General features: G+C 55.9%; 18 protein-coding genes and 2 pseudogenes. 6 read left to right on the forward strand and 14 right to left on the reverse strand.

Features of this window, described 5'->3' with window-relative positions; all coding sequences use genetic code 11:
- Positions 1-179 precede the first annotated feature (179 nt).
- Entirely contained in the window at positions 180-803 is a 624-nt protein-coding gene (locus DXY37_RS10320; RefSeq protein WP_115126611.1) for an alpha/beta hydrolase, read from the forward strand.
- 90 nt (positions 804-893) lie between these two features.
- Here the strand turns inward: DXY37_RS10320 and DXY37_RS10325 are convergent, their stop codons facing one another.
- Positions 894-3,098: an AAA family ATPase gene (locus tag DXY37_RS10325; RefSeq protein WP_115126675.1), complete on the reverse strand. Its 2,205-nt coding sequence runs from the start codon at positions 3,096-3,098 to the stop codon at positions 894-896.
- Between the two features lie 146 nt (positions 3,099-3,244).
- On the opposite strand from DXY37_RS10325, the gene DXY37_RS10330 reads away from it, so the two are divergent.
- Genes DXY37_RS10330 through DXY37_RS10340 form a run of 3 tightly spaced genes read left to right on the forward strand, consistent with a single transcriptional unit; the run spans position 3,245 to position 8,024 of the window.
- Positions 3,245-4,306 (forward strand): efflux RND transporter periplasmic adaptor subunit, encoded by a 1,062-nt coding sequence (locus tag DXY37_RS10330; protein ID WP_170951861.1) that lies wholly within the window; start codon positions 3,245-3,247, stop codon positions 4,304-4,306.
- Between the two features lie 11 nt (positions 4,307-4,317).
- Positions 4,318-7,719 carry an efflux RND transporter permease subunit gene (locus DXY37_RS10335; protein ID WP_115126612.1) on the forward strand — a complete coding sequence of 1,134 codons (3,402 nt, stop codon included), beginning with the start codon at positions 4,318-4,320 and terminating at the stop codon, positions 7,717-7,719.
- Positions 7,716-8,024 carry a hypothetical protein gene (locus tag DXY37_RS10340; RefSeq protein ID WP_115126613.1) on the forward strand — a complete coding sequence of 103 codons (309 nt, stop codon included), beginning with the start codon at positions 7,716-7,718 and terminating at the stop codon, positions 8,022-8,024. The genes DXY37_RS10335 and DXY37_RS10340 overlap by 4 nt, the downstream gene beginning before the upstream one ends.
- A 3-nt stretch (positions 8,025-8,027) precedes the next feature.
- On the opposite strand, the gene DXY37_RS10345 is transcribed toward DXY37_RS10340, so the two are convergent.
- Together DXY37_RS10345 and DXY37_RS10350 are read right to left on the reverse strand one after the other, a co-directional pair.
- Positions 8,028-9,686 (reverse strand): alpha-D-glucose phosphate-specific phosphoglucomutase, encoded by a 1,659-nt coding sequence (locus tag DXY37_RS10345; RefSeq protein ID WP_115126614.1) that lies wholly within the window; start codon positions 9,684-9,686, stop codon positions 8,028-8,030.
- A gap of 175 nt (positions 9,687-9,861) precedes the next feature.
- Positions 9,862-10,233: a hypothetical protein gene (locus DXY37_RS10350; protein WP_244277082.1), complete on the reverse strand. Its 372-nt coding sequence runs from the start codon at positions 10,231-10,233 to the stop codon at positions 9,862-9,864.
- Positions 10,234-10,865: 632 nt separating this feature from the next.
- Here DXY37_RS10350 and DXY37_RS10355 point away from each other — a divergent pair.
- A complete protein-coding gene (locus tag DXY37_RS10355) occupies positions 10,866-11,780 on the forward strand; it encodes a LysR substrate-binding domain-containing protein (protein WP_170951852.1) in 915 nt (304 codons plus the stop codon).
- A 39-nt stretch (positions 11,781-11,819) separates the two neighbouring features.
- Here DXY37_RS10355 and DXY37_RS10360 read toward each other — a convergent pair.
- Positions 11,820-12,089: pseudogene (locus tag DXY37_RS10360) on the reverse strand (phospholipase D-like domain-containing protein); the annotation flags it as partial.
- A 210-nt stretch (positions 12,090-12,299) separates the two neighbouring features.
- On the opposite strand from DXY37_RS10360, the gene DXY37_RS13540 reads away from it, so the two are divergent.
- Positions 12,300-12,515 (forward strand): hypothetical protein, encoded by a 216-nt coding sequence (locus tag DXY37_RS13540; RefSeq protein ID WP_179948840.1) that lies wholly within the window; start codon positions 12,300-12,302, stop codon positions 12,513-12,515.
- Between the two features lie 543 nt (positions 12,516-13,058).
- Here DXY37_RS13540 and DXY37_RS10370 read toward each other — a convergent pair.
- The 10 genes and pseudogenes from DXY37_RS10370 to sufR all read right to left on the reverse strand — a co-directional run bounded on the left by DXY37_RS10370 (position 13,059) and on the right by sufR (position 19,599).
- The gene (locus DXY37_RS10370; RefSeq protein WP_115126616.1) at positions 13,059-14,030 is read right to left on the reverse strand and encodes a hypothetical protein; all 972 of its coding nucleotides are present in this window, start codon (positions 14,028-14,030) and stop codon (positions 13,059-13,061) included.
- A gap of 52 nt (positions 14,031-14,082) precedes the next feature.
- A complete protein-coding gene (locus tag DXY37_RS13780) occupies positions 14,083-14,760 on the reverse strand; it encodes a phospholipase D-like domain-containing protein (RefSeq protein WP_371638120.1) in 678 nt (225 codons plus the stop codon).
- Between the two features lie 6 nt (positions 14,761-14,766).
- Positions 14,767-15,270: pseudogene (locus tag DXY37_RS13785) on the reverse strand (phospholipase D-like domain-containing protein); the annotation flags it as partial.
- Positions 15,271-15,546 carry a hypothetical protein gene (locus DXY37_RS13790; protein WP_371638108.1) on the reverse strand — a complete coding sequence of 92 codons (276 nt, stop codon included), beginning with the start codon at positions 15,544-15,546 and terminating at the stop codon, positions 15,271-15,273.
- Between the two features lie 16 nt (positions 15,547-15,562).
- Positions 15,563-15,745, reverse strand: a complete 183-nt coding sequence (locus DXY37_RS10380; RefSeq protein WP_170951853.1) for a hypothetical protein — start codon at positions 15,743-15,745, stop codon at positions 15,563-15,565.
- A 10-nt stretch (positions 15,746-15,755) separates the two neighbouring features.
- A complete protein-coding gene (locus DXY37_RS10385) occupies positions 15,756-16,829 on the reverse strand; it encodes a DUF4912 domain-containing protein (RefSeq protein ID WP_115126617.1) in 1,074 nt (357 codons plus the stop codon).
- A gap of 194 nt (positions 16,830-17,023) precedes the next feature.
- Positions 17,024-17,782, reverse strand: a complete 759-nt coding sequence (locus DXY37_RS10390; protein ID WP_067096647.1) for a phycobilisome rod-core linker polypeptide — start codon at positions 17,780-17,782, stop codon at positions 17,024-17,026.
- Positions 17,783-17,875: 93 nt separating this feature from the next.
- Positions 17,876-18,466: a phycobiliprotein lyase gene (locus tag DXY37_RS10395; protein ID WP_115126678.1), complete on the reverse strand. Its 591-nt coding sequence runs from the start codon at positions 18,464-18,466 to the stop codon at positions 17,876-17,878.
- Positions 18,467-18,544: 78 nt separating this feature from the next.
- Entirely contained in the window at positions 18,545-18,928 is a 384-nt protein-coding gene (locus DXY37_RS10400; RefSeq protein WP_244277083.1) for a hypothetical protein, read from the reverse strand.
- Positions 18,925-19,599: an iron-sulfur cluster biosynthesis transcriptional regulator SufR gene (gene sufR / locus DXY37_RS10405; RefSeq protein ID WP_115126618.1), complete on the reverse strand. Its 675-nt coding sequence runs from the start codon at positions 19,597-19,599 to the stop codon at positions 18,925-18,927. Before sufR ends, DXY37_RS10400 begins: the two co-directional genes overlap by 4 nt.
- Positions 19,600-19,787: the final 188 nt, after the last annotated feature.

The raw sequence follows: 19,787 nt of genomic DNA on the forward strand, positions 1-19,787 counted from the left end.
ATGAAGGAATCAACGTCGACGCTTCGCTGCAAGATCCATGCATCTACTGAGATGCATGAGTCTTGCCGAGATGGTCCTTGTGAGGCGAATTTGTCCTCATCTGCGCTTTTAGGCGGTGATTTTGTTGGCAAGTCTTTTTCCTGTGGATAGGATTAAAAAGACGTCTTTTCTCGCCGTCCGTGTTCACCCGTTTTGCAGCCGGCGCTCTCGCCGCCGCTTCCATTTCCACTCTGGCTGTCGCCGCTGAAGCTGGCACCAAGCGCCCCGTGCGCTGGGTCTCAGGTGGCGCTGTCTGGACCACCAAAGCCTCATCTTTCGCCAAGTTCTTCAACGACGGCGAAATCACTGACCGTGCTCTTGAAGCAGGCATCAACAACTCCGGTTGGACTGCTGATGAAATCCAAGAGGGCATGACCAAGAGCTACGACGTAGATCTGGTTGGTGTGTCTCGCTTCCTGTACTCCGCCGATGGCGTGAAGTTCCTGGACGACCAGACCCGCAGCTACTTCCCCTACTGGCAGAAGAAGAAGACCGCCGTGGTCGCTCTTCGCTCCGCCATCATCCTCGATGCAGCTGATGGAGAAATCTCTTCTGCCGGCATCATGCGGCAGTTGCCCGTTGACTTCCGTCTGAATGACAACGGCGTTTCTGACGGTGCTCAGAACGTTTGTAAGGACGGTCTCAACGAGCCTCAGTCCACATCCCTGTTGTCCTGGTATGTGTTCCTGCCCGCATGCGTGCAGGCCAACCAGATCCTCCCCGCTGAGCCTGTTCGTACCGCACCTGTTCGCGGCCTCTGGTGATTGTTGGGAACCCTCACCGGTTCAACAACTTTCTTCTTTCAGCTCCGGCTCTGCCGGAGCTTTTTTTATGACAGCTTTTGATGGAAGGTCTCAGGCCAGTCGACCTTCGATTCGCCAGTGACGAAGACTCTGGGGGAGATGGTTGCCACGTTGCTGTAAAAGTTCGCGGCGCAGCTCTGATAGTTCGATTTCACTGGCTTCACCGGTTTTTTCGAGAGCCTTTCGGTAAGGACGGTCTTCTCCGAGCCATCGTTCGATCAGGCTCGGCTCAACCGAGAGCTTCAGGGATTCTTGCCAGCTGCTCTGGTTTGTGACCCAGCCGCAGCGCTCAAGCTGGCTCAGCAGCCTCTGACGCTGTTCCTCTTGGCTCAGCCAGATGGATTCCAGAGCAGCCAGGGTCTGCAGTGATGACATCGATGTGCTCGCTCTCTTTCCACTGATGAGCAGCTCCAGCAGTCCCCCTGCGGGCCCAAGTTTGGGTTCACTCAGCAACAGCCTCAGTTGGGCGCCGCTTGTCGAGCGGGAGCTCACCCGGGCCCAGAACGTTTCAAAGTCAGGACCATTGAGATCCTCCTGATTCAGCCGCCCGCCCACCACTTCGAACTGGTGATCCGGGCTCAGTCGTTCCAGGTCGGAAGCATCGGCCAGTATGGCCGGATGATTGAGAGGATCAAGCAACTGCAGCTGTGCTTCCAGTCGTCGTTGTTCTGTTGAAGATGCACAGAGAATCGTGAGTCCTCCTTCGGCAACGGCTCCGAGGGGATCAAGCGACCAGAGCAGCGAACGCCCGCCAAGGATCAATACGCGATCCGTGCGCTGCCAGCAGAGATCGGACCACAGTTTCTGCCTCAGCTCCTGAAGTCGTTCGCCATCCACGGACAGTTGACGTTGCAGCCACCGCTCCAGCTGTGGTTGCTCCGGTCCGCTGCTCACCAACAGCGGGTGTTCGTCGACAGCCTCAGCGGAGGCTGCGAGCTGAGCAGCGCGCCGTTCAAGCATCCGTTCGCGTCGTTGTCCTTCCCAGCCCTGGCGACTCGGTGACCAGAAGGCTTCACCCTGAAGGGCACTGGGCAAATACTGCTGAGCCACCCAGTGTTCACGAAAAGCGTGGGGGTAGCGATAGCCCTTGCCGTCACCAAAGGCATCGCCATCGCGGTTGGCGTCGCGCAAATGGGCAGGCACTTCCTGACGCTGTGCTTCACGCACCTGACGCAGTGCTTCGAACATGCCGCTAGTGCTGTTGCTTTTTTCAGTGCATGCCAGGTAAAGAGCTGCCTGGGCCAATGGATACAGTCCCTCCGGCAGGCCAATGCGCTCAAAGGCCGCGGCGCAGGCTTCGACCACCACCACGGCCTGGGGGTCCGCGAGGCCCACGTCTTCCCCAGCTGAGATCAGCATGCGCCGGAAAATGAAACGGGGGTTTTCACCGGCTTCAATCATCCGTGCCAGCCAGAACAGCGCTGCGTCGGCGTCCGAGCCCCTCAGGGATTTGATGAATGCGCTGATCGTGTCGAAGTGCGCATCACCCTGCTTGTCGTAGAGCACGGCGCGCTGCTGAATGGATTCCTCAGCAATGCCAAGGTTGATGGCGATCACGCCATCCTGATTTTCAGGGGTGCTCTCCACTGCGAGCTCAAGTGCATTGAGCAGGCTGCGTGCGTCACCTCCCGCCACATTGACGAGATGGGCCGAGGCCTCAGCGCTGATCTCTACATGACGGTCGCCATAGCCACGCTCTTTGTCGTGCAGTGCAGTCACTAGCAAACGACTGAGGTCGTCCGGGCCCAAGCTCTGCAGACGGAACAACCTGGACCGACTGACCAGCGCCTTGTTGACTTCGAAAAAGGGGTTTTCTGTCGTGGCACCGATCAGGGTGAGTGTGCCGTTCTCCACCCATGGCAGTAATGCATCCTGCTGGGCGCTGTTGAAGCGATGCACCTCATCGATAAACAGGATGGTGCGCAGTCCATGGCGTTCAAGTCGCTGACTGGCATCGGTCACTTCGGAGCGCAAGTCTTTCACGCCCGCCAGCACGGCATTGAGAGAGCTGAAATGGGCTCGTGTGTGGTTGGCAATGATTCGCGCCAGGGTGGTCTTTCCGACTCCCGGCGGGCCATGCAGGATCAGATTGCCGACACGATCGGCTGAGATGGCTCGCCGCAGCAGGCGACCCTCCGCCAGGATTGCTGCTTGACCCACGAATTCATCGAGATTGCGTGGCCGCAGGCGATCGGCGAGGGGAGCCTGCCGCTGCCGAGCTGCTTCGCCGTGATGGCTGAACAGATCCTGTTTCAGAGGTCCGCCCAAGGCGTCGATTCCCGGTGAGACGATTCTTGCTCAAGTTGAGCCTTTGGCATCAAGAGCGCCGTCATAATGCGGCCGACAGAGTCTTGACTGTGCGTCTCAACCGACCCCTGATCCCCTTGGTCCTGACGGCCTTCATGCTCGCTGCCTGCGGTAAGGGCGGCGATGCGCAGAGGCCCCTTCCAGAAGTGAAGCAGGCCGCTGTTAGCGAGGCTGTGTTCACGGAGGATGTCGACACAGTCAGCACCCTGGAGGCCGGCGATCTGGTTCAGCTTGCGGCTCAGGCATCAGGCCGGATCATTGAATTGAAGATCACTCAGGGAGATCGGGTGACTGCAGGTCAGTTGCTCATGACCCTTGATCAAGCTCAGGAGCAGGCCAAACTAGCCGGGTTGAAAGCCAAAGAGCAGAGGGATCTGCTGGAGCTGAAACGCTATGAATTTTTGGTGCCGCTTGGTGCCGCGGAAGCCTCCGAGCGTGATCAGCGGCGCGCAATTTATATCGCCTCGCGAGAAGAGGTCAGAGCTCAAGAGGCCACGCTGGCTTACAGCAATCTGCAGTCACCGATCGCTGGAACTGTGGCGGACGTCACCGTTCAGGTCGGGGATGTGGTGAGAAATGGAGACCCATTCACCAAGTTGATTCGCAACAACATCCTGGAGGCCAGGGTGGAGGTGCCGTCTATCTATGCCAGTCGCATCAGGCTGGGTCTACCGGTGTTGCTCAGTCTTCCGGGTCGCAATGAGGTGATGGCAAGCAGCTCGGTGATGTCGGTTGATCCTGGGATCAACTCCGGAACCCAGGCCCTTCTGGTGCGGGCTCAATTTCCCAACCCAGATGGCAGGCTGCGCAACGGTCAGAGGTTGCGGACCAGGGTTCAGCTCGACTCCCGTCAGCAGCCATCCGTTCCCTTCGCTGCCGTGACGCAGACGTCCGGTCAGAGTTTTGTGTTCCGTCTTGGCACTCTCAAGGAGCTTGAAGCGCAGCCTGGTAAGGCTGATCTGGCCAGGATCAAACGGGGGATTGAGCGGGGCGTGATTCCTTCCGCCACCTTGTTTGCGCTGCAAACGCCTGTCAATCTCGGTGCCCTCCAGAACAATCGCTATCCGGTCACTAAAGGTTTGAAGCTGGGCCAGCACGTAATCACCAGCAATCTTCTGAGCCTGCGTCACGGTGTGCCGGTGAAGGTGCAGAACTGAGCGACTGAGTCATGTCCGCCTCTAATAATTTCATCACCAGGCCCGTTCTCACAACGGTCTGCAGCATTCTGATCGTGATCGTGGGATTGATTGCGATCCCAATTCTTCCGATCGAAAACCTCCCGGACATCGCTCCTCCCACCGTCAAAGTGAGGGCCAACTACACCGGTGCCGATGCCATCTCTGTTGAGGAGGGTGTCACCAGTGTTCTTGAGCAGCAGATCAACGGTGTCGAGAACATGGACTTCATTAAGTCCAACAGTTCCGCCGACGGGGTCAGCTCCATTGATGTGGCTTTCGCTAGCGGCACCAACGGTGACATCAACCAGGTCAATGTTCAGAACCGTGTGGCTCTGGCAGAACCGCAACTCCCTGAGGAGGTGCGCAAGGCCGGCGTGAGCGTCAATAAAGCGTCCAACTCGATTCTGCTCGTTTACAACTTTGGCAGCGCGGATCCTGATCAGATCACCTACAGCGCTGAGACGATCAGTGGGCTGCTGGATCTGAACCTCACCGATGCCATCAAGCGGGTGAGCGGTGTTGGCGACCTCACCTACTTCGGCAATCGAAAACTGGCGTTTCGGCTGTGGCTTGACCCCGACAAGCTCACCAGTTTTGGCCTCACCTCCACCGATGTGGTCAACCAGTTGTCCAGCCAGAATCGTCTTGTCGCCGCCGGCCAGGTTGGTGGTGAGCCCTCCCCGAAAGGGCAGCAGTTCACCTTCACCGTGCAATTGCAGGGCCGCCTGCGCAGCGTTGAGGAATTCGAGCAGATGGTGGTGCGAACCGCTGAGGAGGGAGGGTTGGTGCGCCTCCGAGATGTGGGCAGCGTCCAACTTGGTGGTGAGTCCTATGCCGTGAGCGCGACCGATCTTCAGGGTGTTCCGTCTGTTGGTTTGGCTGTTTATCAGCTCTCGGGCAGTAATGCTCTCGAGGTCTCCGACGGCGTGAAGCAGGTGTTGGCGAACTTTGAGATGACCATGCCTGTGGGCATGAAGATGGAGAAGATCTACGACAACACCGACTTCATCAGCGCCTCCATCCAGGGCGTGGTGAATTCCCTGCGGGACGCGGTGGTGCTTGTGGTTCTGATTCTTTTTCTGTTTCTTCAGAACTGGAAGGCCACGCTTGTTCCGGGGATCGCGATCCCTGTGGCATTGATCGGCACCTTTGGTCTGGTCCTTGGCTTCGGCTTTTCCCTGAATCAGCTGACGCTGTTCGGTCTGGTGCTTGCCACGGGTCTCGTGGTAGACGATGCGATCACCGTGATCGAGGACACCTCCACCAAAAAATCGGAGGGGATGACGGCGTTGGAGGCAGCGAAAGCCACCATGGACGAGCTGTTCTCAGCGATCATCGCCACCTCGCTGGTGAAGTTCGCAGTGTTCCTGCCAGTTCTGTTTTTTCCTGGCGCGACGGGAACGATTTACAAACAGTTCGCAGCCACGGTGATCTTCTCGATCGCCATCTCCACCTTCAACGCTCTCACCTTCTCACCGATGTTGTCAGCACTGCTGCTGGCGCGTGAATCAAAGGATCCTGGACGGCGGAGCTATGCCATCGCCGGCACGGTGATCGGTTTTGTGTATGGATTGCTGGTGGTCGGTGCTGGAGCACCTCTGGTGCTGATCCCGATGGCTGTTGGTGCCTTGATTGGTCTGCTGCTGGGGCGCTTGATCGATCGACCGGTCACACTGCCTTTCACCTTTGGTGGAGCCATGACCGGCTTGATTCTTGTGGGGGTCAGTCGGGTCATTCCAGTAACGCTCTATCCAGCTCTAGGCCTCACCCTGGGTTGGTTCACACCGATCATTTTCGCCAAGTTCAATAGCGCTTATGCCGTGATGGAGAGCCGCTACGCCTCCGCTTTGGAGTGGGCTCTCGGTCGTCGCCGACTGGTGATGAGCATCCTCGGCATCGGCATCCTGCTTACGGCCGTTGCTTTTCGGGCCATTCCCGGCGGGTTTGTGCCGATCGAAGATCAGGGTTATGCAATTGGCGTGGTGCAAGCGCCGGAGGGCGTCTCCACTCAGGTCACTGAAGCGATTAACCAGCAGGTGGCTGCCGTACTGCGTACGGAAAAGAACATCACTGCGGCATCAGTGTTTAGCGGTGCAAGCCTGGATGGCAACAGTCCCAACAAGGGCCTGTTCTTCTTTGGCACCAGGAACTGGTCCGAGCGAAAGCAACGCGATCAGACCGTGGGTGCGATCGTGGAGAGGCTCAATCAAAAGCTCGCCCGTTCGGTGGATGGTGCCAGGGTGTTTGTTGTTGAACCTCCTGCCATCCCTGGCTATGGCACTGGCGGTGGATTCGAGTTTCAGCTTCTCGATCAGAGTGGTGGGGCCTACAGCCTGGCTGATTTTTATGGCACGGCAGGGCAACTGATCCAGGCGGGTAACGCAGACCCCGATCTCAACCGTGTCTACACGCTGTTCGCTCCTGAATCGCCACAGATCGAGATTCAGGTGGATCGCGATCGCATGGCCGCGGTTGACGTTGACTTCGGAGCTGCCATGCAGACCTTCAGTATCAATTTCGGCGGCCTCTATGTGAACGACACCTTTCAGGAGGGCAAAGTGCGTCGGGTTTACGTGCAGGCTGATGCTGAAAGCCGTGCGACTCCCGAGCGCCTTTCAGCCTTGTACGTCAAAAGCTCTAACGGTGATCTGATTTCGCTCGCGGAGTTTTTCAGCGTGCGTGAAACGCTCGGCCCCACGGTGGTGCCTCATTTCAATCTCTATCGAGCCATCAAGATCGAAGGGACGCCTGCGGCTGGAAAGAGCTCTGGTCAGGCGATTACAGCGATGAAGGGGATCTTTGAGACCATCAATCCGCAGGGCCTCAGCTTCGACTGGACTGGGATTTCTCGTGAGGAAGTGAAGGCCGGTGCCTTGGCGGTGGTGATCTTTGCGCTTGGCATCCTGGCGGTGTATCTGGTGCTGTCGGCGCAATACGAAAGCTATTCCGATCCGCTGATCATTCTGATGACCGTACCGACAGCCATGCTGGGAGCACTCGCCTTCCTGGCCTTGCGGGGTGAGGTGCTCAATGTCTATGCCCAGGTGGGTCTGGTGATGTTGATCGGCCTGGCTGCTGGCAACGGAATCCTGATCGTGGATATGGCGAATCAGCGGATGCAGGCTGGTGCCGATGCACTGGAGGCTGCACGTTTTGCCGCAGGTTCCCGCCTCAGGCCGATCTTGATGACAGCGATTTCCTCACTGTTCGGGTTCATGCCGCTCGTCTTCGCCAGTGGTGCCGGCGCCCGTAGTCAGACGTCCCTCGGAGCTGTTGTGTTTGGTGGTCTATTGATTGCCACCGTTCTGTCGCTCTTCGTTGTGCCGGTGTTTTATGTCGTTCTTAAGTCTTTGCTTGGGCCTACGCAGGACTCGAGACTGAGTAGCTCATGAGACGCGATCTGAAGCCCCAATCCTGCAACTCTGCGCCTTCTGGATTCAACGGTTTCAAGGTGCTCTGGGCTTCCTTCATCGGTGCCGGCATCGGCGTCATCCTCACGATTTTTCTCGGCACATTCATTCGCAATACACCGGCCGAGATTCCTCGCACCAGATTGCTTTATCTCCGAGGCGTCGTGATTGCCTCCGCCATGCTGTTTGGCTCATCGATCGAGAGCATGCGTCAGCTCCAGGAGAGTGCATCCGAGGAGGAGTATCGCTCTCAGAAGACGACTTGGCAGGGGCAGCGGCGTCGCTGACGCTCAGGTGATCACGGTGGGGCAGTCCATTCCTGTGCGCTGCTGAATCTCCGCCAGCGAGTTGATGCTGCTGATCATGTCGGCCAAGGCGATCTGGGGATCCTGATGGAGATCACCACTGCTTGGTACATAGCTCTCGAGATACACCCTGATGGTGGCTCCCTTGGTTCCAGTGCCAGAGAGGCGCACGACAACGCGGCTGCAGTCCTCCAAAAGGATGCGCAGGCCCTGGCCCTGGGTGACCGACTGGTCCACAGGGTCGGTGTAACTGAAATTGTCGGCCCCAGTGATGGTGCGACCGGCGAAGGGTTGGCCGATCAGACCAGGCAGGAGGCCTTCGAGACGGTCATACAAACCATGGGCTGCGTCGGTGGGCACTGCCTCATAGTCATGACGTGAGTAGTAGTGCCGCCCAAAGCGCTCCCAGTGGCTGCTCATGATGTCCGCCACGCTGCAACGACGCACTGCGAGGATCTGCAACCAGAACAGCACGGCCCAAAGACCGTCTTTTTCACGCACGTGGTTGCTGCCAGTGCCGAAACTTTCTTCGCCGCAGAGCGTGATGCGGCCGGCATCCAACAGATTTCCGAAGAACTTCCAGCCGGTTGGCGTCTCGAAGCATTCAATGCCCAGTTCCTTCGCCACCACATCAACAGCGGAGCTGGTTGGCATGGAGCGCGCGACGCCTGCCAGGCCTGAGGCATAGGCCGGAGCCAGCGTGGCGTTGGCCGTGAGGACGGCCAGGCTGTCGCTGGGATTCACAAAACAGTGGTGACCGAGGATCATGTTGCGGTCGCCGTCACCGTCGCAGGCTGCACCGAAGCGGTAGTCGTCTCCCTTGAGGAGAAGATCCGCCAGATCGTGGGCGTACGTGAGGTTGGGATCCGGATGCTCGCCGCCGAAATCTTCAAGTGGAATGCCATTGCGCACGCTGCCGGCTGGTGCTCCCAGCAGATCCTCGAAGACACGTTTGGCGTAGGGGCCAGTGACAGCGTGCATCGCGTCGAAGGCCAGCGGGAAATCGTTGCGCAGCAGACCCCTGATCTGATCGAAATCGAACAGTTGCTGCATCAATGCCACAAAGTCATCGACCCCATCGATGATCTCAACCTCCATGGCACCGATGTGGTGTGTTCCTGGAGTCCCGAGACTCAGCTCGGGAGCTTCAAAAGTGGCGTATTGCTCCAGTGACTTGGTGCACTCGAACACCGCATCGGTGAAGGATCCTGGTGTGGGGCCACCGTTGGCTCCATTCACCTTCACTCCGAAATCGCCATTGGGGCCGCCTGGATTGTGGCTGGCTGAAAGGATGATCCCGCCAATGGCCTCGCGCTTGCGGATCAGGTTGGACGCGGCTGGTGTGGAGAGAATGCCATCGGTGGTGATGATCACCTTGCTCAGGCCATGGGCTGCAGCCATGCGCAGGATCACATTGATGGCACGCAGATTGCCGTAACGGCCATCGCCTCCGAGCACCAACGTGCCTCCTTGCACGCCCGGAAGGGTGCGAAACACAGCCTCAACGAAACTTTCGAGATAGTGCGGTTGCTCAAACTGAGCACTGCTTTTGCGCAATCCGGAGGTGCCCGGCTTCTGGTCGGTGAAAGGGGCTTCGAGCCGCACGAAGATTGGAGCGGGTTCTGCCGAGGCGGAGGCGGTCATCCCTGACGGGAGCGGATAGGGAACCTTTACACGCCAGATGCTGTTCAGGGTTGTCGGCGCGACCAGTTGTCGCAGCTACTTTTCAGGCGTCAAGGCTTCTGAAGCGTTATGGAGATCGATCACCCCAACCACGGCCCTCTCTATATGTGAGCAGTAACAGAAGGTGTTTGAGCACTTAAGTCTTGGCTGGTGCAGCAGGTTGCTTCGGTTTCTCGGGTGCTGAACAGACCAACGTCAGACGGCGTGCCGGTCGATCGATACTGTCGCGGCGCTGGAAGCTGTTGGTGGTGACTACCTGTGAGGCCTGAACCAATTCCCAGACGGTGTCTTTGCAGGCAGCCGACAGTCTGGGATTGTCCATGAGCGGATCGGCAAGGCTGCGAGTCTTGCTACAGCTCTCCCGGTCGTTGGCGCGCGAACAGCTATAGGCCAGTAGCTGGAGTGAACGCAGTTCTTCTCTGGTCGGGAAAGGAACCTTTTGTGGCTTCGCTTGAGCTGTTGAGGGCAGCAGCAAGGCCAAGCCCAAAAGGAACAGTGGCAGTCTCACGGGGATGGCTTATCACGTCGCGGCATTCTGACCTGAGATCGGTCATGTCGACGATTTCAGAAACGCAGATCAGTGATTGATCTTTGAGCTGGGGTGAGATGTCTTTTAAGCCATTGTCTGGATTGATCAATGTCTGATTTGAGCCAGATTCACTCAAATCCCTGAAGGTTTTGCAGCATCATCTGGTGTTTATGTGGGGAGTTGATCTTGATCGTGGCCAAGTGATACTGCGAAGTTGATAATTCGCATAGGGCAGTTCGCTCTTTTGGATTCTAACCTAAGGTTCGTATTTTCCTTGAAGGGTTTACAGAGGTTGCTTGATTCACTGGTGATGAAATTTTCTGTTTTCAGCGTCTTGTCTCATCGCCTTTGCGCAAGCCAATAAAAACTGTCCGTTAATTTTAAGTCATTTTTGGTGACTGCTCGATGTTTAACGCATCGAGCTATGCATCTATGTCTATTGCTTCAGTGATAGTTTTTGATAAAATCTGGGTATCGTTGGCTAAGGCTATTCATGCTTTTCAATTCAGGTCTATGCGTCTTTTGCATAAATTCCCTGGAATTTTACTTCGCCTCTAGTATTTATTTGCTTCAGTGATGTTTGAAGTTTTGTCACTTCTTGACATTGGCTAATGTTTGACGTTTTTCGTCTTTCGTGTCTCGATTATCTGATTTGGCTGCGTTCTGGTAAGGATGCCGCTTCAGGTTTGAATTGCAATCAAGCAACAGTTTCTCGAAATGCTAAATCCGTTGCGGAGTTTCTTGATCTGGATCCTTGTAAGTTAGAAGGAGAGTGGAGCTTAAGTGGTGACCTATCTCTTCTGAATGCTGAGCGTAAAGTGCATCAGCTTTATCGCTGGGCTTATGGCAAGTCGATGAGAATAGATGCTGTTTATGGAGTTGGTTCTGATTATTTAACTGAACTTCCCCAGCCTTGGGTATGTGGGCCATCTAACTTTTTGAATGTGAGCTACCCATTGGCACTCCTTAGAGAATCCATTTTGGATGCGTGGCTGGGTTGTTATCCAGATGTGCCAGTTGATGATGATGAGTTTGTTGTGATTAACCTCACTCGTTACCCATCTGTTTTTTTAGTTGATCAGCAGCATCCACTGTTGCAACGCAAAGTAGAGTTGAATTTAGATGATCTACAAGATTTCCCTGTTTTATCATTGCCTGATGGTGCATTTCCCAAGATCCAGCATCATTTGAAAGGATTGGGCTTTCAACGTTCAACTGTTGGAGCAGTTCGGCATGAGGTCAGTCGTTGGGAGGGACGAACTGAAGATCAGGTGACGATCAGTTACGGCACAGTTCATACGATTGGGAATTTCCATGGCAAAAAAGTTCCTTTGCCTCTATCCACAGGTCTGACTGTGGGCGACTCATTGGTGGTCAGGCGCTGCTTTGCTGATTCGGACTATTTCAGGCAGCTGTTGCTCTCTCTGAGTCAACGCGCTCAGTCACTTTCAGACTCCTTAGATGATTTGGAGTGTTGTTCTGATCCATTTGATTGGTTATCAAAATCAAGTACTGCTGAGCCCTGAGTCAGCTTCCAAGTCAATTGCGCCTCAGTCCTGACAATCTCAGCTCCTCTCCACCCCGCTCCCATATTTGGCACGCTGCCGATCCAGCTTGCGTTGGATGTGCTGCGTGATCCCTCGCTCAGCACTTCGCCATATCCGATTCAATTCACGAGTGAAATGGGCGGCAAGCGTGGGTGAGTGAATCACCAGCAGGGTTTCATCATTGGTATGAGCGGCAGCGGGTGACCAGTTGAAGGATCCCGTGATCACTTTTTTGTTGTCGATCACGGTGAACTTGTGATGCAACTTGTCGCCGCGAGCGAGGCGGGGGTGCCGATGCCTGTTATGCCAGTGCTTTTGAAGGAATCGCTCAGGGACGCTCAGGATTCTCATGGGTCCATAAGCCAGAACCCAAGCCAGGAGGGCACTTGATCTCGCGTTGAGACCCCCAAGGGCTACGAAGGGCTACTGGATCAATGGATCGGGCTTGGCTTTTGCTGGATGTCAGCCCTAAGTCCAAATCCCATGCAAGGAAGAGGGATGTTGAAGAAGCCGCCGAGGGTGAGGGACAACAACTGTGCTCTCCAAGTCAGATTGAGGCTGGAAGGGCGGGACCATTTCATCAATCGCCTTGGTCGTTTTGACGATCCAGTCGCCGAAGCCAGGGGGCAAGCCATCTGCGCTGAGATCTGGCGGGATGCCCAGCAGGGGGATTTGGATCTTTCCCTGAATCGATACCGCCCATTGGTGGAGTGAAGAGACCAGGATTTGCTCGATGCCCTCAGGTCATTGGTAGAGGACAAGAGGCAGGCAAGGGTCACGCATGCCTATCGGGTGGTGCAGTGGTTTGGCTTGCCGATCAGGACCAGGGCAGAGGTTGATCGCTTCCTTGCGTGGATGAATGCAGAGGGATTAGCTGCATCCACCCAGTCCATGGTTCTCAGCACGATTCGGTCCGTGCAACATTGCCACCGAAGAATTGATCTAGAAGATTGTGTGATTCTCTTGATTAACCTTTGGCGCTAAGCATGGGAAATAATGATTTAGCCTGTTTTTGAAGTAATCACTGTGTTCTCATCTGTTTGATTCCAGGTGACTGGCGTGTTGTTAAGCTTCCCTTCTACGTCTTTAGATTAGATTTCGACAATCCCGCTTTTGTAGAGGTCGTATGACGATTTAAATCTGTCTTCCAATACTTCGTCAAGAATTGCATGCCTTTTGATCTTGTCGATAACGTAGATCTACTCCGATGCCTGTTGTTTCCTTCTCGCGAACATAATGGCTTATGTTTTCATGCCCTTAGTTTCTAGGGTCAACAACCTTGCCGAACTCAGTATTGGTAACGACTGTTGATCCATCTTTGGAAAAGAGCGTGAAGGTCCTCGTCTCTTTTTGAACTGATCCATCTGGATAGACAAAGGTCATGATCCCGCTAAGGTTGATAAAAGACCCACTCACACTATCGACAGTTAGATTTGAAATATTGACCCGTTCGAATTGCCTGAAGAATGCTGGATCATACATTCGTTCGGCAGCCCCAGTCATATATTTAAATGCTCGTTGAGTGTCATTGTTAGACATTGCTTCTACCCATTCTTGAATCACGTAGATTGCACTATCTATTGTTGTTAGCGAGTCAAAGCGAGCCTTTCCTCGCTCGAGTTCATTGTTGTCGTTTCTATCCGTAGATTCCTCTTGGCGATTGTTGAAGGATCTCTGTAGGGATTGATCCTTGCTCGTTTGTTGTGTTTGGCTCTTTTCTTCTGTTTTTTCTTGGTCGCCTCCGATCCACCGATCCTCAGAGAACAGCCAGAACTTGCAACGGGAAAGACCCACTCCCATTTCTTCTGAGGTAACCACGCCGCGTACTGCAACACGTATCCCTTTGCGGAGTTCGCGGACTTCGGGGGCGCTACGAGGTTTCGAGCAGCTCACGGATGAAAAGCTGTACTCCCCACCAGTGATAATGATGCTGACATTCTTTTCGTCAAATAGAGAGTCGTCAATGCTGCCGATATATCCAGTGAGCTCAACAGGTTGATTCATGTATTTGTTCTCAGCCATTACTGAGTTTGCTTCGAATTCCTCAGAGATTGCTTCAACACTTAGATTCGCGATGGGTTGATCTATGTCGAGATTTCTAATCCTATTCTTCTTTGCTTCTTCCGCTGCCTGCTCTGCCTTGTGCTCCTCGGCAATTTCTTGAAGTTCTGCACAGCCTGTTGTGAGAAGCAATGAACTTGCGGCAAGGATGCTTAGAGCAATTTTCATGACCCCAAAATTTGCTGATACGGGAATTTAGGTCATTATCTCTCTTGTTCTCTCAGCCCCTCTCCAACCCACTCCCACATTTGGCTCTCTGTCGATCCAGCTTTCGTTGTATTCGCGGCGTGATCCCTAGCTCAGCACTGCGCCACATCCGATTCATCTCACGAGTGAAATGAGCGGCAATCTTGGGTGACTTAATGACCAGCAGGGTTTCATCGTTGGTGTGAGCGGCAGCGGTTGACCAGTTGAAGCTGCCTGTGATAACTGTTTTGTTGTCGATCACTGCGAACTTGTGGTGCAACTTGTCACCCCTGGCCAGTCTTGGGGTGCCGACGGTTTGCATTGGCGTTTTGAGAGGCCGATTGTCTGCCTCCAGTTTGCAAAAACGGTCGGGGAGTTCCACTCCCAGCAAATCAAGCGCCTCTGAAAAAGAGCGGCTTGCGAAGCTTGGATCCGCCAGGAGTCGAATATCGATGTCAGTACTCATTTGCTCTGTCAAAACATTGGTAGGGCTTTGGTCTGAAAACACAAACAGCGCCATGCCGATACTCCGCTTCGCTGCAGCCAGCTGCTCACGGATCAAGATCAGTCCATGTTCTGGGCTTGTCTTTGAGTGAGGGGCAGACAGCACGTGCATTGCTATTCCATTCACTCGAACAGCCTTCAAGCCTTGGTTGTCTTTGCTGCGTCCGAATTGACTGTTCTGTTCGCCTCCTGGACCATCGCCCCACATCTGTTCAAACTCTGCTCGGAATAACCCAGCCTGTTCGGAGCTTCGGATGCTCAGTAGGTGATTGATATTGCCGCGGCTGCGTGACGCCCCCGCGTCACCATGCATGCCTGAGCTGGTGAAGTTGGCACTGTCTGTGATCACCAGAGACCGATCCACCACAACGAATTTGTGATGCATCAGGCCACTGCCTCGGCTGCCGTCTTCGCTGTCATCGATCATCGGTATGCCAGCGCGCTTTAGGAGTGGGATGGCATCTCCAGCCAATCGTTCCTCAGCAGTGAGCCTGCCGTCACGATTGCTGTCTGCCAGTCATTGCAATCGCTGCTTCCGTCGCCTGCTGTGAGCTGATAAATCGCTGGGATGCTGTTTCGACCAGGGCCAGCTGTAGTTGTTCTCCAGCACCACCTGAACGCGGACCCCTCGATGCTTCGCTCGAATCAGCGCGTTGGCGATCTGCGGAAGTGTCAGTTCCTGAATGGCCATCAGCACTTCCTCCTTGGCCGCATTGATCTATGTGATCAATTGTTCCTCGAGGTTGTCGCAGTTACGCAAGCCGCCGTTCAGCGGATTGCGGTATCTCCCGCTGTCTCGATGATTGAAGTGCAGCTGGAAGTTCTGCGGTAAGGGCAGATCAGGCATACCTACTCCCACCACTTGGCCTGCCTGGCTGCAGCTCAGCAACACTGGTGTCAGCAGAGGCAATAAGCCAAGTAGATGAACATGTTTCAGCAGCCTGTTCAGCACGTGCTGGGTTTCGGCTGCTGACAGTGTTCCACCACCCACCATCTTGCTGACGACTCCGTCAGTGAGGCATTTCAGAGGTTTTCAGCATCCCCACAAACCAGAGGCTGCTGAGCACGAGTGCCAAGCCAACACCGGCTCCAATTCCGACTTTTGCCATCGTGAGAGGCACAAGAACCGGGAATGCAACGGCCCCTGCAACGGGGGTAATGGCCACAATCCAGCGCAGGGCTTTTCGGTTCACTCCCACAGGATCAGAACCACTCAGCTTTGGCTTCGCTGGCAGGGTTGCTGTTGTCTTCTGGGGTCACGCGCTCGAAGTTGAGCGTGATGTTGCGCTTCTGCTCACCGTCCGCAGCGATCGCTTCAACGGCGTAGGTCTGCTCGCCGTCACGGAATGGAACCTGGATGCGGAAGGTTCCATCGCTGGAGAGAGGAACTTCCTCTCCGCCGATGGTCAGGCGGGCGGAAGGATCAGTGGCGCCGTAAACAATCAGCTCCGCATCAGCCACCAGCCAGAAGGTGCGTTGGCGAGGGGCCACTCCTCCGAGACCTGACTCATTGAGGCCGCTTGCCCATAAGCCAGCGCCTGAATCACTGAGACCACGCTGATCCCCGGAGAGTGAGTCCTGTTCGTGCAGAACTTCTGAACCGACTCGGCGGCTGCGGAAGTGAGTGGTTGCACTTTGATAGAGACGCTCGTGCAAGCCGCTGTCAGTGGGCTCGAAGCTGGGTGTGCTGACTGGTGCCGGTGCAGGAGCAGCGGTTTCGAGGCTGAAAGGTACGAACTGATCGAGGATCTGGTCGCTGGGGTGGAGGGCCGGAACCCTGGCCACAGACGAGAAGGCCAGAGAGATCCATTGGCTGCCCGCGCGGAAGCCGAGTTCAACGCGGTAATCGCGGTCGCAGAGAGGCACGGGCAGGTACCACTCGGTGCTGTGACTATCGACAGGCACTTCCTGGAGGGTGTGGGGGTGCGCCGAGCCGTCCTGCAGGCCCGTGACATCAGCCAGGCGAAGATTCAGGTGTGCTGCGCCTTCGCTTTGAGCGCGGCGACGGTCGTCGTCTGAGATCTCCCAGAACACATAAGCCCATTGGGGGTCTCTGGGGAGGAAAACAACGCGGGTCTCGGACGAGGGGCGCGAGGGTGGATTGAGCTCCGCTTCGATGGCCTTGAGATCACCGCCACGACGTTCCTGCTTTTCGGCAATCGCGGAGACCAGGTCTTCCTTGCTTTTGCGGCTGTAGAGAGTGACGCCGAGATCACTGGCCATCTGACGCAGCTGACGCAGGGTCATGCGGGCGAGGGATGTGATGGCTTGCGTCACGGTCGGGCTACCGGGTTTCTTTGGGATCAGTTTGCTCGAAAGTCCTGGTTTTCAGGGAGCTTGATCGCTCGTGGTCAGCATCTTCTGACTGCATGAGCTCCCCAGACCGCATCCATTTCAGGTCTCACGCTGCAGACAAAAAAGCGGAGCCCCACAGGGGACTCCGCTCAAACATCTTCGCCTGGGGACGCGATTCAGCGGCCAATGCTGCGGTAAGGAACTTTCGAGAGATAATCCATCTCGAGGTTGCCTTCGGGAGAGGCTGAGCCTGCGACGGCCATGCCTCGAACCCAAGGCAGATAATCTTCGCTGAAACCACCTCGGGAGCGGTTGGCGCGTGCCGGAAGGCTCTTGGCTTTGCCGGTGTAGATGATCTTGGGGAAACCGAGAATTCCCCGGTAGTACTCGTCGTAGCGAGGGGTGGTGATATTGAAGGGTGTCTCACCCAACTCCCTTCCGGGAAGCACGCGATTGCGTTGGAAGGGAACGTTGTCGTAGCCGAAGGCGTCGAGATATTCCTCACTGTCGAGAAGTGCATCCACGATGCCTTCGACGCCCTTGGTCGCAATCACAATCGACCAGGAGATCTCCTCGGAGCGACCGTGGGTCTTGCGTCCCAGAATTTTCTGGACAAGGTGACGAACCACTTTGTAGTTCGAGTTGAAGCCGTAAAACGTTCTTTTAAAAGTGTCCGAGAGACACAACCCGCGGATGAAGTCGCGAACGGTGATCTGCCCATCACGCAGCTGTGATTCCAGGAAGCTGTCGCGGTCGCTCTTGAACGCGTGAAAGAAGATCTGGCGGTAAGCCGACTCGATCACCGTCTCGATGTTGTCAGCGTCCATCGAGATGTCCATCTGAAGGGAACGCTGGGTTTCTTCAGAAGCAACGCTGAGAGCTGCGACGCGATTGTTTTGCGTGGTTGGTGCGTACTGAAGAAGAGGAATGGCCACTCGAGACGGAACACACTGGCTGGATCGTATAAGTGGGAGTCATCACACTCCCTTGCGGCCTCCGGCCTACTCACAGTCCGTAACAGAGGACACTCACCAGCCGAAGGGTGATACGAGCGCTGTCATCCCTTGCGAGCCGGTGGTTGAGCTGTCGTTTTTGAGCCTGGTTTCCACGCAGAAGGATGCGTTGTTGGATAGACCCTCAACCGTGCTGGAACGAATACGCACGTCCGGGCCGGAGAAACTAAAGCGTTCCCAGACGGTCATCATTTCGTAACTCGTGCAGAGAATCAGCCCATCCCGGTCGTCCATCTCGAAGGTCGACGTTGCTGGCGCTTTTTCTGCGTAGCCCTGATCGCGGAGCATGGTGCCGGAGCGAGCGGTCTCACTGTCTCCGATCAACGCGAAGCAGGTTTCACCGTCGTGAGCATCGCCATCGCGGTCCCAGGCCATCGAGGCGCTCCAGCGCACGTAGCTGCCGCCAATGATCAGTCCAGGATCCTGCTGGTGCTGGTGTGCCATGGCCAGCAAACGTTCATCATTCAGTTCCAGGTCTTCGACCACGATGAGCGAGCCGCCTGCTTCGCTGCGACGGTGCAAAAGGTGATGCACGCTCCGTTGAGAACGCCAGCTTCCGCAGCTCAGTCGAAAGAATGTCGGCGCGTCGGGGATGTCCAGGGTCATCGGCTGCGGACGGTCTCTCTTGGATGATCGCAGGAGAGCGATCGGTTCGCGATGTTCGGAGTGCATCCAGCAATCGGTTCACTCCAAGCTCGACAAGCGCTGACGGCTGTTTGCTTCGGCGTGTTGGATCAAATCGTTGAGCTGGAGCTCGAGTGGAGTGAGCTGCAGCTGGCTGGCGAGCTCTTCAAGCTGGCTCGCAATCACCGTGAACTGCATCATCAGCTGTTCCCGGAAGTCCGCGTCGTTGGCCAGCTGAGGCTGGCAATCACACCAGTCCTGCCAGTGATCCCGCGTTGGCAAAGGCCCTTGCTGCAGCGGCATGGCGATCTGCTGAAACGTCGCCAGACAGTGGGCCTGCAGCCGCAGAAGGTGGCGGTCGACGGCGGGCAGAAGCGTGGCGTCGATGCGTTCGATCTGCTGCCGGTCCAATGGGCCTGAAACCGGCGCTGGATCGATGCTCACGGGTGGGATCCGGGTGTGGATTCGTTGGAGATCGCGCCTGATGGGCTGATCTGAAAACCGCAGGAATGTCCTGATTCCAGCCTCCAGTGCACTCTTTCCACCCGACAGTCAGGGAATGTCATCCGAATCAGTTGAAGTTCCTGGTCGCAGACAGCCGGAAATTCTTCAGCGATTCTCTGGACGGAGCAATGAAATTCATTGATGCACCAGCCGTGCCCGTTCTCCGCTTGCACCATTTCGCTGACATACCCTTCATTGCTGCGCAGGCTGACCAATCTGCGAATGCGTTGTTCAAGCGGTCCTTCGCCGACTTGGTGCCTGTACTGATGTGCTTTCTCGTGGGCCTGTCGTTCGAGCAGGGTTGCCAAGGTCTCAGGCGGCAGGCTTGTCGCCATCGACTCGAGCAGATTCAGCGCAAAGGTGTCGCTGCTATCTGGAAAGTGTTGATGGCCTTGCTGCGTGAGTCTCCATTGGTTGGTAGGCCGACCCGGTCCAGCCGTGATCGAGCTCGCTTCGACCAGTCCTTCTTCTTCCAGGGTGCGCAGATGACGGCGCATCGCCTGAACCGAGATCCCCAGTTCGTTGGCCAGAGCACCAGCACTGATCTCACCCTGCCGCAGGAGCAAGGTGAGCGTTGCTTCACGAGTGGGAGCCTGAGCTGACGCGCCCATGAGATCGGGGTGATAGTTTCACCATGCCACGGGAACGCGCCAATTGCCTTGGGTCATGCCGGGGTAGTCGTGGAGAACAATCTCAGAACAAGGTTTGGTCGCTGCAACGTCCGCCGAACTGCTTGCTCTTGATTCTTCGCATTGGATCAGGGCGGTAACCTCCTCTGTTGGTGACAACAGCGTGCATC

It is taken from the genome of Synechococcus sp. GEYO (genome assembly GCF_900473955.1).
GTDB lineage: Bacteria > Cyanobacteriota > Cyanobacteriia > PCC-6307 > Cyanobiaceae > Synechococcus_C.

Coding starts and splice junctions, on each gene's coding strand:
- DXY37_RS13540 (WP_179948840.1), top strand. CDS start 12,300: ATGTTGAAGAAGCCGCCGAGGGTGAGGGACAACAACTGTGCTCTCCAA.
- DXY37_RS10370 (WP_115126616.1), bottom strand. CDS start 14,030: ATGAAAATTGCTCTAAGCATCCTTGCCGCAAGTTCATTGCTTCTCACA.
- DXY37_RS10355 (WP_170951852.1), top strand. CDS start 10,866: ATGTTTGACGTTTTTCGTCTTTCGTGTCTCGATTATCTGATTTGGCTG.
- DXY37_RS13780 (WP_371638120.1), bottom strand. CDS start 14,760: ATGTGGGGCGATGGTCCAGGAGGCGAACAGAACAGTCAATTCGGACGC.
- DXY37_RS10345 (WP_115126614.1), bottom strand. CDS start 9,686: ATGACCGCCTCCGCCTCGGCAGAACCCGCTCCAATCTTCGTGCGGCTC.
- DXY37_RS10330 (WP_170951861.1), top strand. CDS start 3,245: ATGCTCGCTGCCTGCGGTAAGGGCGGCGATGCGCAGAGGCCCCTTCCA.
- sufR (WP_115126618.1), bottom strand. CDS start 19,599: ATGGGCGCGTCAGCTCAGGCTCCCACTCGTGAAGCAACGCTCACCTTG.
- DXY37_RS10395 (WP_115126678.1), bottom strand. CDS start 18,466: ATGACCCTGGACATCCCCGACGCGCCGACATTCTTTCGACTGAGCTGC.
- DXY37_RS13790 (WP_371638108.1), bottom strand. CDS start 15,546: ATGGTGGGTGGTGGAACACTGTCAGCAGCCGAAACCCAGCACGTGCTG.
- DXY37_RS10340 (WP_115126613.1), top strand. CDS start 7,716: ATGAGACGCGATCTGAAGCCCCAATCCTGCAACTCTGCGCCTTCTGGA.
- DXY37_RS10335 (WP_115126612.1), top strand. CDS start 4,318: ATGTCCGCCTCTAATAATTTCATCACCAGGCCCGTTCTCACAACGGTC.